The organism is Algoriphagus jejuensis, assembly GCF_039523455.1.
Taxonomy (GTDB): Bacteria; Bacteroidota; Bacteroidia; order Cytophagales; family Cyclobacteriaceae; genus Algoriphagus; species Algoriphagus jejuensis.
On the sequence record NZ_BAAAFI010000010.1, the window covers coordinates 177,612 to 190,571 of the forward strand.

The window sequence follows — 12,960 nt, forward strand, 5'->3', positions numbered from 1 at the left end:
TTTCTTATTTGGATTCCGGCAGGGTCACAGTACCCAGCCAATAGTTACTGATTTCACGGGTGACGTCGACGAGCTCGGCAAAGTTTACCGGCTTGCTGATGAATGAATTGACACCCAGATCGTAGCACTCCAGGATGTCGGAATCTGCCCTCGAAGTGGTCAGCACCACGATGGGAATCTTCTTCAATATCGGATCTGCTTTAAGCAGTTTCAACGCTTGCCGTCCGTCCATCTTGGGCATATTGAGATCCAGCAGGATCAATCCAGGCAACAGTTCCACGCCCTCAAACTTTCCTCTTCGGTGAAGGAAATCGATGAGCTCCTCGCCATTTTCCACGAAGCATACCGAGTTGGGAATGTTGTTTTCCTTCAGCGCTTCCTGCAAGAGTATCTGATCATCCGGATCATCATCCGCCATGAGGATAGTGACTTTGTTATTTAATTTATTCATAGAGGCCATTGACAGGTCTTAGTTAGTTGCTTGCTGGAAATATAACAATAAATTCAGATCCAATCCCTTCTTCGCTTTTGGCGACAATCGCTCCGCCATGGTGGGTCACGATCTTCTTGCAGATTGCCAGGCCGATGCCTGTTCCTTCGAACTCAGTCTTGCCGTGCAGGCGCTGAAAGACGTTGAAAATCTGCTCGGCATATTTCTCGTCAAATCCGATCCCATTGTCTGACACGGTGATTTTGACGTAGTTTTTATATCTAGGAGTGAGGTTGAAATCCCGGGTCACGTCCGCTGCCGAAAGCTTCACACCAGTGATCGTGATCTTCGGATTTTCATCCTTTTTTCTAAACTTGATCGCATTGCTGATCAAATTCTGAAACAGCCGCTGTACCTGCCCTTTCACGCCGAGTATAGGAGGTATCTTGTCGTATTCCAATTCCGCATTTTCTCTTGAAATCTGGTCTGAAAGATCTTCGGCTATTTCGTCAAACATCTTCCTCAAATTGACTTTGCCTGGAAGCTCACTGCTGCGTGTGATGCGGGAGAAGGCCAGCAAATCCTCAATCAGATTTTGCATCCGTCCCGATGCTGCCTGCATCCTGGCAATGTAATCCTGGCCCATGTCGTCGAGTTTATCGTGGTACTTGGTGACCAGGCGGTCGCCAAAAGACCTGATCTTGCGCAGCGGCTCCTGTAGATCGTGAGATGCTACATAGGCAAACTGCTCTAGGTCTTCGTTGGATCGCTTGAGTTCTTGCGTATAGTTCTTCAGTTGCAGTTCTGTTTCTTTCTCTCTGGTAATGTCTGAGAACGTGACCAGAAAGCCGTCGTCGAACTTGAGGGCCAGGATCTTAAACCAAACCAATTCGGTTCCCAGGTCATATTCTACCTCAGTCTTGAAGTCCTGTCCCGTCTCGACCACCTTCACATAGGCTGGATAGAGGAATTCCTTATTTCCGGGAAAGCATTCCAAGAGCCTTTTATCTATCAATTGATTTTGGCTTTGATGGGTCATTTTGCAGGCAGCTTCATTAACCATCAAAAATTTGAAATCGATGATCTGTGCTTTTTGGTCACGAATCGACGTTAACGCCATGATTCCGTCCCGGGAATTGTCCAGCACATTTCGGAGAAGGTTACCGGTATGGATTCGCTTTTGGGTTTCTTTTTCCAAGTCCTGTATGGCCATTTCCAGATTTTTGGATTTTTTGTCCCGCTCATCCAGCAGCATCACCGCGCGGGTGAACAGGAGGAGGATTCCGCCAAATGCGATTAACACGATTACCAGGAGATTGATCGGACCGAGGGTTTTGAAACCGCCTTCATCCTCCAGACCTTTTGATACCAATTGTCGGGACGTGTGTTTGATTCTCTCTCCCACGAGTCGGATTTTGTCCATGTTCGTTTTCCCCTCTCCCATCAGGCGAATCTCCTCCGGCTCCAGGGTGGAATTTTCCCATTTGGTGGACTGGAGTATCTTTTCAATCGTGTGTAATTGGACATCGATCAAGGCCCGCAGTTGATCGACGTCTCCTTTGATTTCCGGTATAAAGTCGGACAGACTGTCCAGCTTAGACAGCTCACCGGAGATATTGACCTGAGCCTGATAGTAGGGAGCGAGGTAGCTTTCGTCGTCTGTGAGCTGATAGCCCCGATGCCCGGTCTCGGCATCTTTAATCAGAGACATTACCTGTGTGGTAATTTGAATGGTAGTATTTACCCTTCGGATGTTTCCTACTGTCTGGATGTAGTTATTGATATTCCAATACGTCCATACGCACAATAGAATCAATAGACTCATGACTAATGAGAAGATGATTCGGAGTCTTTTGAGATTCGTGAGCATGGAATTGACGGAGCAGTTTGAGAGGGAGCGAAAGGGTGTCGCTTAAACTCAATAGTCTTGAATGTTATAAAGTTTTAGCTTGTTGTAAAGGGTCTTTCGGTCGATCTTCAGCAGCTCTGCGGTTTTGGATTTGTTGTAGCGGCTGACTTCCAATGCGTTGAGGATTGCCTGTTTTTCAGCTTCCCCGGATACAGATCGAAGCGTATGGCTGTCCTCGGCGGGCTCACCACTGTCGGTGGCTGAGGTCGGACGTGGCCTGGAGATTTCTTCCGGTAGCGCACTGGTCGGCACCAGATCCCCCGAAGTCAAGAGCACGGCCCGCTTCACGACATTGTTTAGCTCCCGGAGATTTCCGTACCACTGATAGTTTAGGAAGTGGTGGGTTACCTCATCGGAAAACCCCTTCACTGATTTTTTAAGTGAATGATTGGCCAGCTGGAGGAAATGCTGGGAAAAGGTCAGAATATCTTCTTTACGCTCACGCAATGGCAGGAGGTTGATCTTGAATTCGTTGATCCGATGGTACAAGTCTTCGCGGAATCGACCGTCTTTGATGGCTTCAGTGAGGTTTTCATTGGTTGCCGCAATTATTCGGATATCGACGCTTATGTCTTTTTGTCCGCCGATTCTTCTGATTTTACGCTCTTGAATCACTCTGAGCAGCTTCACTTGATTCTCATAGCTCAGGTTGCCAATTTCATCCAGGAAGATCGTGCCGCCATTTGCAAGCTCAAAGCTGCCTGGCTTGTCAGCGATTGCCCCAGTAAATGATCCCTTCATGTGACCGAACAGCTCACTGCCGGCAAGCTCCTTGGGCAAAGCTCCACAATCGATCGCAATAAAAGGTTTTTTTGCGCGGGAACTCTGATTATGAATGGAATTGGACACATATTCCTTGCCTGTTCCTGTCTCTCCCATGATCAGCACCGACATATCCGTTGGCCCGATCAGATCCACGTACTGCTGGACGGACTTAGACTCCTCACTTGTTCCTAATATAAACTTTGAGTCTGGTTCTTGGGCTTGTTCTCCGGGACTTGACTTGGCAATCGGCTGCCCGGACTTCACTTGGTTTTTTTCCTGATTCTTTTGGATGGTTTCTTTCACGGTCACCAGCAATTCATCGGGATAGAGAGGCTTGGTGACGTAGTCATTTGCTCCATACCGGAAAGTTTGCACGGCAGTTTGCACGTCACTGTAGCCGGTGATGATGATGACGGCGGCGTCTGGGCTCAGCACTTTTATCTTTTGCAAAGCCTCCACTCCGGTCATATCCGGTAGCCTATAGTCACAGAGTATCAAGTCGTAATTATTTGAACGAAGGAGTTCAAGGCCATCTGTTGCTTTGTAGGCTACATCCACTTCATAATTTGACTTTTTCAAAAAATTTGAAAGTACTCTACAAAGATCCTGGTCATCGTCAATTACTAATATTTGGTTGTTCATGGGGTGGGGATATAGTTTGGAATTTAGATAAAGTCGATGATTTGCGCTACCTGTTTTTTGGTGAACGGCTTGGGAAGAAAGAAATCTGCTCCTTGAGTAAGCACTTTTTCTCGCTCATTGTCATACGCGCTGATGACGATCACTTTCTGCCGTTTTGGAAATGCACTCATAAAATCCAGCATTTCAAACCCGGTACCGTCCGTTAGGTTTAGATCCAAGAAGATGATAGCATACGGATTTACTCTAAACTTCTCTTTTGCATCTCGAATCGTATTTACATATTCATTGGGTATTCCCAGGGATTTCAGTTGTAATGAAAGCAGCTTACACAGATCCACCTCATCATCAATTATCAACGCGTTTTTCATCTAATTACTCTACAATTTCGACATATTGGAGCAATATGGTGCCAAAATAAAACACCCGCTACATTGCGATCAGAGCTATGCGGGGGAAAAATCTCCACAATTTTGTGTGGAATTTTTTCTACAGTATCCTAAACGGAAAATTTCGGCGGGAATAGCTTTTAAACCGGCAAATGTCGAGTCTAGTGCTCTGATTCTGGCGCCCTCGGGTCATAGTGCGGATTCGATTCGTAGGGTACCGGAGCGCCGTTTTTCTCTCTCCATACCTCAAGTTTTTTCAAAAGCTCGGCCGCTTTTTCGGGCATACTGCCAGCGAGATTGTTACGCTCGGAAAGGTCATTTTGGAGGTTGTAAAGTTCCAGACCTCCATCTTCGAAATACTGATGCAATTTCCATTCACCCGAACGGATCACAGAGCCGGGGCGAGTTCGGAACAAAGGATCCCGTGACTCGTCCTCCGCAGGATCGTAGGCTTCGAGATAGATTGGGAAGTGCCAAAACAAGTCCCTCTTAGCAAGCTTTTTCCCCTGGAGCAAATCCATGATCGAAGCTCCATCCAGCGGGATCTGTTTTTTCACGCCCAATAGCTCGGCGAAAGTCGGGAAAAAATCCATCTGGGTCACCGGCGTATCGTCCTGACGTGGTTTGAATTTTCCGGGCCATCTCACAAATAGAGGAACCCGGATTCCCCCTTCGTAATAACTCCCCTTGCCTGCCCTCAGCGGATCCTGGTGGCTGGTGGCGCGGATTCCGCCATTATCGGAGGTAAATACAAGAATTGTGTTTTCGTCCAGTCCCAGAGAAGATACTGCTTCCATCAGCTTCCCCACATTCTCGTCCATGGAGTAGATCATCGCAGCGTAGGTCGGGTCGTTGCGACCCTCTTCTCCAGCTTTGCTTTCAAATTTGGCTTTCAGCTCCTCCTTGGCCATCAGGGGCGTATGCACGGTGTAGAAAGGCAAGTAGAGAAAAAAGGGCTCGTGCTGGTTTTCCCGAACAAACTCGATGGCTTCCTCGGTGAGCCGGTCGGTCAGGTACTCTCCATCCTCCGTGGAGGTGATGTTGCTCACCTTGTAGGGGCTGAAATAGCCGTCTTTGCCGGGGTGTCCCTGTGGCCCTCCACCGACATTGACCTCAAAGCCGAAGTCCTTGGGATCTTGCGAAATATGCCACTTGCCGAATGTGCCCGTCACGTAGCCGCTTTCCTTGAACAGCTGGCCCAGCGTGTAGCTGTCTTCTGGGATAAACTGGGCATTGGGCGTGGGAATCAACTTTCTGGTCTTGGGGTCTCCTCGGTCTGGAGGATTGACGGTGTATATCCCATGCGTCATCCCATACCTTCCGGTGATCATATTCGCCCGACTGGGCGCACAGTTGGAGGCCCCGGCGTAGCCCTGGGTGAAGACCACACTTTGCGCAGCCAAGCGATCCAAGTTGGGCGTCTCGTAATAGGTGCCGTCCATAAACCCTACATCCTTCCAGCCCAAATCATCGACATTAATCAGGATGACATTGGGCTTGGGGGACTGTTGGGCGTGGAGCGGGATGAAACTCGTGCAAAGTAAGACCCCCAATAAAATCTCACGAAATAATTTTTCTGTTTTCATGGCATAAAAAAACTCTCTCCCCGAACGTCGAAGAGAGAGTCAATATTACTTGAAAATTATAAACTCCAGGTATTTCCCACGTCGGAAAGTGGGATGCAGCCTTGGAAAGGGCCGGGGATTGGATCGTAGCTCAGGACATTTTTGCCAATCTCTTCTGAGCTGAAATACGCCCAAAGCGCTATGGACTTCAGGCCCCGGTAGAAGCCAACGGGCTCGCTTGGTCCGACGGAGGTTCCCCAGACATTCTTGGGGAATTTGGGGGACTTGGCTTCGTGCTCACGGAAGCAGGCCGCTTTGTCTTCCTCGCTCAGCTCAGCGAAGACCGCCCCGTATTGCGACTTGCAGTCCTCATTGAACTTCGTGATCTCCTCGACCACGTTTTTCTGTCCGTCTTCATCGTAGGCTTTCGCATACATCAGATCCATGAAGATGTCTGCCTTGACGTCTAGGCCGCCAGGCGTGTCGGTTTTTGGCAAAAGGAAATCCACAAAGGAGGAAATAAACCTCGCCTGGTCGTCTTTCAAAAACTGCGGAGTCCAAGTCAGTCTATCCTGCTTGGCGCAAGCCTGCAATAGGCTGAGCAAAGTAGGGGCTCCCACTGCCGCGCCCAGCCCAAGTGCTGATTTTCTAAGTGCGTCTCTTCTATTCATGGCTTAGAGGTTTTGCTTATTGAGTTCGGAAATCGCGTGGTTGGCCGCTCTCGCGGTCAGCGCCATGTAGGTGAGCGAAGGGTTCACGCAGGAGGAAGAGGTCATGCATGCTCCGTCTGTGACGAAGACGTTCGCGCAGCCATGGACTTGGTTGGTGGCATTGAGCACCGAGGTTTTGGGGTCTTTGCCCATGCGGGCGGTTCCCATCTCATGGATGCCATAGCCCATTTCATGCCCTTTGTCAAAGTCCATGATGTCCTTGAGTCCGGCGCGCTCCAGCATCTCGCGGGCGTCAATTCGGATCTGCTTGTTGAGCTCCAGTTCATTGGATCCCCACTCGGCATCGATGCTGAGGGTGGGCTGACCCCACTTGTCCGTGACGTCCTTGTTGAGGTACACCTTGTTTTCATGGTAGGGTAGGCACTCTGCAAAGCCGGTGATGAAAAACTCCCAGGCTCCCGGGGTCATCAGGCCGTCTTTGAAGTTGCCTCCAAAATTCTCCTGGTTGCTCCCGGCGCCCCATCCCGCTCTCCCGCCTCCGCCTTGGAAGCCGTAGCCACGAACGAACTTGTCACTCTGTGGACCGTCTTTCAGGTTGACGTAGCGGGGGATGTAGATGCCGTTTGGCCTTCTGCCTTTGTAGTATTGGTCTTCGAATCCCTCTACCGTGCCCATCGCCCCGATGCGGTAGGTATGGTCCATGAGGTTGTGTCCCAGCTCTCCGGAGTCATTACCCAGTCCATTCGGGAAGCGGCTCGAAGTCGAGTTCATCAAGATCTGCGTGGTGCTCAGTGTGGAGGCGTTGACAAAGACAATCTTTGCCTTGTACAGGATGTCTTCCCCTGTCTCCGCATCGATGATGCGCACGCCGCTGGCCTTGCCCTTTTGCTCGTCATACACGACCGACTGCACGATCGAATAGGGGCGAATGGTAAGATTTCCGGTTGCATTTGCCGCAGGCAGCGTCACTGCGTTGGAACTGAAGTAGGCGCCATAGGGGCATCCTCGGTCGCAGCGGTTTCGGGACTGGCATTGCCCGCGGCCGTTGTGCGGCTGCGTGAGATGCGCCACCCGGCCGATGATCATATTACGCCCTTTGAATTCCTTCTCGATGCGCTCCTTGACGTGTTTTTCCACACAGTTGAGCTCCATCGGTGGGAGAAAGTGCGAGTCCGGCAGCTGCGGCAAGCCCAGTGCTTCCCCGCTGATGCCGGCGTATTTTTCCACATGGCTATACCAAGGTTCGAGGTCTTGGTAGCGAATCGGCCAGTCGACACCGTGTCCATCCTTGGCATTGGCTTCGAAGTCCAGATCCGACCAGCGATACGTCTGCTTGCCCCAGAGCAACGAACGTCCGCCCATCTGATGCGCGCGAACCCAAAGAAAGGGTTTGACTTCGGTGTAAGGATTCTCCACATCGTTGGCATGAAAGTGCTCGTTCATCGAGCCGATAAAGCCGGACCTTCCACCCTTGGGATGCCTGGCTTTTTGCTCGGGAGTGAGGCTGCCACGAAGTTCCGATTCCCAAGGATCGAGCGTCATGGTGGGATAATCCACCACGTGCTCCACGATTCTTCCCCGCTCGAGGACGAGGGTTTTGAGCCCGGCTTCGCAAAGTTCTTTTGCTGCCCAGCCTCCACTGATCCCCGAGCCGATGACGATGGCATCATAGGTCAGATCTTTGTCTGCGTCAATATTAAAGTTGGCCATATTTTGAGTTTACTTGGGAGCATAAGTTAGCCAAATCTGGAAAATCGGCTTGGGTAACAAATCGAAATAAATGGGGGTCCATTTGATATCTCTCATGGGGAAAAGCTTCTTTTTTTTAATTCCCCCGCATAGACTCGGGCGAATTGGTCGGGAAGAAAGAAACTGATAAATTCGTTGCTTTCCGGTCCTATGAAAGTTTATACTCTTTTTTTCAGCCTGATCCTCTTGGCCTGCAAGTCGCCTATCCAAGAGCTACCACTCGATATTCCGCAGCACATCATGGAAGAAGTCTACGAGGAGGTCAAAACTCCCTTCAAGTATGGAGTTGTCTTTCAGCATCCGGACTCCACCAAGATGATTGATTCGCCGACTGTCTTTCGGGAAAACGGACTTTGGTACATGACCTACATCGTCTTTGACGGGCAGGGCTATGAGACTTGGCTGGCGCAAAGCGAGGACTTGCTACACTGGAAGTCCAAGGGGAGGATCCTTTCATTCACCGAAGGCACTTGGGACGCAAACCAAAAGGCCGGATATCCCGCGCTCGTCAATACCGAGTGGGGAGGGGATTATTCGGTAGAGAAATTTCAGGGGAAATACTGGATGACTTATTTAGGTGGGAGCAGCAGCGGGTATGAGGCGGGGACGCTGAAGGTGGGGCTTGCAAGTGCCGCAGAACTGACAGCTACAGGAGACTGGGATGTGGCACACCAACCACTTTTGTCCCCAGAGGATGGGGATGTCCGCTGGTTTGAAGACAAAACCATCTACAAAAGTCATGTGATCCGCGACTCCGAGCAGCTGACCGGCTACCCTTTTGTGATGTACTACAATGCCAAAGGGGATACCGCGGACTACGAAAGCATCGGCATGGCCGTGTCCCAGGATCTAAAAACCTGGAAGCGTTTTGGAGAAGACCCGGTCATCACCAGATATCAGGGGATATGTGGGGATGCGCAGGTTGTCCAATTCGGGGACATGTACGTGATGTTTTATTTTGGGGCTTTTTGGAAGCCCGGCGCTTTTGAGCGCTTTGCGGTTTCCTACGATTTGGTGCACTGGACAGATTGGAACGGGCCAGATCTCATTTCCCCCTCCGAGTCCTTCGACTTGAAATATGCGCATAAACCCTGGGTAATACGATGGAATGGCGTGGTCTATCACTTTTACAATGCCGTAGGAGATCGGGGGAGGGTGATCGCCTTGGCGACTTCTGAGGAGCTAAAAAAGTAGGGATTCGGTCTAAAAATACCCAATACAGGGTATTTTCAGGTCAGGTGAAAACAGGCAAATTGCGGGTCGATGAGAACTACTCTCTTCGCAAACTATTCAATCACCCTAACCCCCTCTTTATGAATTGGTATCTCAAAGTATGGCAGCAGTATGCGGATTTCAACGGCAGAGCTAGAAGGACAGAGTACTGGATGTTCAGCCTTTTTCAAGTTTTCGCACTCATCGTTGCCGTCTTACTCGACAACTTACTCGGAATCGCCTTCGGTGGTGCTGGCCTCGGCCCGATTTATTTGGTCTATGTACTTGCCTCTGTGATTCCGAGCTTGGCAGTCACCGTGCGCAGGCTTCACGACGTGGACAAGAGTGGCGGAATGATCTTTATTTCTCTGATTCCAATAGTTGGGCCGATCTGGCTGCTAGTCCTTCAATGTACCGAGGGAGATCAGGGGAGAAATAGATTTGGCAGGGATCCCAAGACTATCTGAACCTAATTGGCCGGACCTTGGTACAAAGGGGTCCGGCTTTCTGATTTTTCGTCAGCCTTGCTCTCGGCCTATCCAAAAAGCGTACATTCATTCCGAATTTATTTTTGTCCTTAAGCACGCGGCTTACGCGTGACCAGCACTCGGAGCAAATGCCTTACAGTATAGGAGTTGTCATGGCCTTTTTCTTGGCGGTGATTTTGGCAGGGAAGAAGAACAGAAGCCAGGCGGATACTTTTCTGGCTTTTTGGTTGTTTTTTCTGGGCTTTCATCTGCTGCCCTATCAGTTCCTGATCGCCGGACCAATAGAAAATTATACCCTCTTGCTCGGTTTGGAGCTTCCCGTCCCATTGGTGCATGGGCCTTTTTTGTATTTGTATGTGAGGGCTTTAACTCAGGAAAACCGGGTGAAAGAAAGCTTCGTCTGGCATTTTTTGCCTTTCGCAGCCGGGCTGCTTTCTCTGATTCTTTTTTTCCTGCTGCCTGAAGCGGAAAAAATAAGAGTATATCAGCAGCAGGGCGCAGGATACGAGGTGCTTCTCTCTGTCATGTATGCTGCCATTCTCGTGTCGGGAGTCCTTTGTTGCCTGCTTTCTCTTCGGCTTTTTGTCCGCTACCAAAAACGCATCAGCGAGCAATTCTCCTATACCGAGCGAATCAACTTGTCTTGGCTTCGCTACCTCATCCTTGGTTCCGGCGTGGTCTGGACTGTGGTGATCGTTGCAGAGGATCAGCAGATCTATGGAGCGATTGTCGGCTACACGATGTTTATCGGATACTTTGGCATCAAGCAGGTGGGCGTCTTCACCAATCCGACAGCGATGGAAGCGAATAGCAGTTTGGAGGCCGAGCCGGTTTCACTGACCGGAGAGGAGCCCGAAAAGCCGAAATACGAAAAGTCCACCCTTACCGCCTCGCAGATCGAAGGCATTCACCGAGAACTGAGCCTTGTGATGGAGGAGGAGAAGCTTTTTACCGATCCGGAGCTCAGCCTTGCCCAGCTTGGCGAACATCTCAATGTACATCCCAACACACTTTCCCAAGTGATCAACACCGTGGAGCAGCGGAATTTTTTCGACTATATCAATCGGTTAAGAGTAGAGGAGTTTAAGCGCCTGGTCTTGGACAAGAAAAATGAAAGTGCGACTCTGCTCGCCTTGGCTTTCGACTGTGGCTTCAATTCCAAGACTTCCTTCAACAGAAATTTCAAGAAAGCCACCGGGCTATCGCCTTCCGAGTTTCTGGAACAAACGCACCTGGGTCGGGGCTAGATTTTTTGGTGAAAGGCTCCCTGTTAAGGGCCTACAAGCTGGAAATTACCAAAGGATAAAAAGGCTAAAATCCCCAGATTCGCAGTGTTTACAAATGCCTTGACCTTCTTATCGAGCGTCCTGATTTTCTTGCGGATTTGAATGGTGGCGAAGATTTCACTTCGTCACTTGCTGGTACTTCGACTCGTAGTCTTTGCGCAGCGTGCCAAACATCCTGTCCCAAATTAGGGTGTAGAGTCCATAGTTTCCGTGAAAATGCTCATGGTGCTGGTTATGAGCTGTGCTGGTGTTTATCCATCGTCCGAACCAGTTACGCTGAAAATTTTTGGGAAGAAGCTCAAATCCTAAATGTCCGTAGACATTATAGAAAAATTGGAAGAGGAGGAATAACCCCAAACTCCCTTGGTAAACCGGCAGCGTAAATGCGATGAGGGGGATGATCCCCGCTTCTATGATTGCTTCCAAAGGATGAAATGCGTAGGCGGTCCATGGGGACGGATTGGTGGATTTATGGTGGATTTTATGGATCAGGCGGAAGAGTTTGGGGTGATGCATGAACCAATGCACCCAATAGAAATAGGCATCATGGATCAAAAGCATCAGGGGAAAGCATAAGAAATAATAGACCATTCCGTATTGGCTTTTTTCCACATACATATTCGTATAAGGGCGCAGAACAATAAACACCAATGCGGCCACGGTGGCAAAAATCAAAATCGAGAAAAGCGAATACGAGATGTCGCGGCCATAGTCTTTGAGTTGAGGATATTTGGCCTGCATCCGCCGACTGGATAGGATGTTTTTGAGAAGGACGTAGAAAACACAGAATACCAGTCCAGCGATGACAAAGTAGCGGATGGTGGTGATTTCTGCTATTCTAAGCCATCTGTACCCGAATTCTTCCCAATTCATCTTGCCTTCATTTAAGTTTTAAAATTAAAGAAGGCATTTTGATAATTCATTTGAAAAGTATTGATGAAAGAGGATTTTATTGTCATTTGGATCACAAATGTAGCGGTGGCTAAATGCAAATGACTTTGCCAGATTACTTCTCAGAAAAGCACTTCATTTCTTACCTTTGAGCGATGTGGAAGGAAATCTCTGTTTTGATCCGAAAGGAAATCACGCTGGAATGGCGACAGAAGTATGCGCTCAACGGGATTTTGCTTTACGTCGTCTCGGCGGTTTTCATCACCTATTTGAGCGTCGGAGCGAAATCCGGCGTGCTTTCCGTTCCTACCTGGAATGCCATCTATTGGATCATCATCCTCTTTTCGTCCGTGAATGCCGTCGCCAAAAGCTTTGTGCAGGAGCATCAGGGGCGGCAACTCTACTACTACATGATCGCCTCGCCTGAGGCGATTATTCTTTCCAAGATTATCTATAATACAGGCTTGACGCTGATCCTAGCCTTGCTGGGTTATGGAGTTTTTTCGGTGATCTTAGGCAACCCGGTGCAGGATCAAGGATTGTTTTTGCTCAATCTGGTCTTGGGAGCAGTCGGCTTTTCGGCTAGCCTCACCATGGTGAGCGGGATCGCTTCCAAGGCCGGCAACAATGCCACGCTTATGGCGATCCTGAGCTTTCCCGTGATCATTCCCATTCTCCTGATGGCGATCCGGATTTCCAAAAATGCACTTGACGGCCTGGACTGGAGCGTCAGTGCGGACAAGCTCCTCAGCCTCTTGGCGATCAACGCCATCGTCGGCGCGACGGGATATATCCTGTTTCCGTATTTGTGGAGAAGCTAGGCGGATTTACGAGTTACGATTTTGGATTTACGAAGCTATGCGGCTTCGACGCCGCTCAGGCTGAGGCAAGAGCACTTTAACTTTACCACCTGCCACTTTCCAACCCCGATTTTCCAATTTTCCAATCTTCTAATTTTTCAATCCT

12 protein-coding genes are annotated in these 12,960 nt (G+C 49.5%); 4 read left to right on the forward strand and 8 right to left on the reverse strand.

The genetic code is table 11. From position 1 onward, the window contains the following. Positions 1 to 4: 4 nt before the first annotated feature. From ABD031_RS11645 to ABD031_RS11675, 7 genes are all read right to left on the reverse strand, one after another. Positions 5 to 451, reverse strand: coding sequence for a response regulator (locus tag ABD031_RS11645; RefSeq protein WP_343851591.1), 447 nt, complete (start codon positions 449 to 451; stop codon positions 5 to 7). A gap of 22 nt (positions 452 to 473) precedes the next feature. Beyond that, positions 474 to 2,300 carry a CHASE3 domain-containing protein gene (locus ABD031_RS11650; protein WP_343851592.1) on the reverse strand — a complete coding sequence of 609 codons (1,827 nt, stop codon included), beginning with the start codon at positions 2,298 to 2,300 and terminating at the stop codon, positions 474 to 476. Positions 2,301 to 2,348: 48 nt separating this feature from the next. Further along, positions 2,349 to 3,746, reverse strand: a complete 1,398-nt coding sequence (locus tag ABD031_RS11655; protein WP_343851594.1) for a sigma-54-dependent transcriptional regulator — start codon at positions 3,744 to 3,746, stop codon at positions 2,349 to 2,351. Between the two features lie 23 nt (positions 3,747 to 3,769). After that, entirely contained in the window at positions 3,770 to 4,114 is a 345-nt protein-coding gene (locus ABD031_RS11660) for a response regulator (protein ID WP_343851596.1), read from the reverse strand. A gap of 179 nt (positions 4,115 to 4,293) precedes the next feature. After that, positions 4,294 to 5,718: a sulfatase gene (locus tag ABD031_RS11665; RefSeq protein ID WP_343851598.1), complete on the reverse strand. Its 1,425-nt coding sequence runs from the start codon at positions 5,716 to 5,718 to the stop codon at positions 4,294 to 4,296. Positions 5,719 to 5,774: 56 nt separating this feature from the next. Next, positions 5,775 to 6,368, reverse strand: coding sequence for a gluconate 2-dehydrogenase subunit 3 family protein (locus tag ABD031_RS11670; protein WP_343851600.1), 594 nt, complete (start codon positions 6,366 to 6,368; stop codon positions 5,775 to 5,777). A gap of 3 nt (positions 6,369 to 6,371) precedes the next feature. Next, positions 6,372 to 8,078, reverse strand: a complete 1,707-nt coding sequence (locus ABD031_RS11675) for a GMC oxidoreductase (protein ID WP_343851602.1) — start codon at positions 8,076 to 8,078, stop codon at positions 6,372 to 6,374. A gap of 189 nt (positions 8,079 to 8,267) precedes the next feature. Between ABD031_RS11675 and ABD031_RS11680 the strand changes: the two genes are divergently transcribed. The 3 genes from ABD031_RS11680 (at position 8,268) to ABD031_RS11690 (ending at position 11,064) form a co-directional block, all read left to right on the forward strand. After that, positions 8,268 to 9,311: a glycoside hydrolase family protein gene (locus ABD031_RS11680; RefSeq protein ID WP_343851604.1), complete on the forward strand. Its 1,044-nt coding sequence runs from the start codon at positions 8,268 to 8,270 to the stop codon at positions 9,309 to 9,311. A 119-nt stretch (positions 9,312 to 9,430) separates the two neighbouring features. Further along, entirely contained in the window at positions 9,431 to 9,796 is a 366-nt protein-coding gene (locus ABD031_RS11685; protein ID WP_343851606.1) for a DUF805 domain-containing protein, read from the forward strand. Positions 9,797 to 9,945: 149 nt separating this feature from the next. Beyond that, on the forward strand, positions 9,946 to 11,064 hold the full coding sequence (locus ABD031_RS11690) for a helix-turn-helix domain-containing protein (RefSeq protein WP_343851608.1): 1,119 nt from the start codon (positions 9,946 to 9,948) through the stop codon (positions 11,062 to 11,064). 156 nt (positions 11,065 to 11,220) lie between these two features. On the opposite strand, the gene ABD031_RS11695 is transcribed toward ABD031_RS11690, so the two are convergent. Then, complete coding sequence (locus ABD031_RS11695) at positions 11,221 to 11,976, reverse strand: sterol desaturase family protein (protein WP_343851610.1); 756 nt, start codon at positions 11,974 to 11,976, stop codon at positions 11,221 to 11,223. A gap of 173 nt (positions 11,977 to 12,149) precedes the next feature. On the opposite strand from ABD031_RS11695, the gene ABD031_RS11700 reads away from it, so the two are divergent. Further along, the gene (locus ABD031_RS11700; RefSeq protein WP_343851612.1) at positions 12,150 to 12,815 is read left to right on the forward strand and encodes a heme exporter protein CcmB; all 666 of its coding nucleotides are present in this window, start codon (positions 12,150 to 12,152) and stop codon (positions 12,813 to 12,815) included. Positions 12,816 to 12,960: the final 145 nt, after the last annotated feature.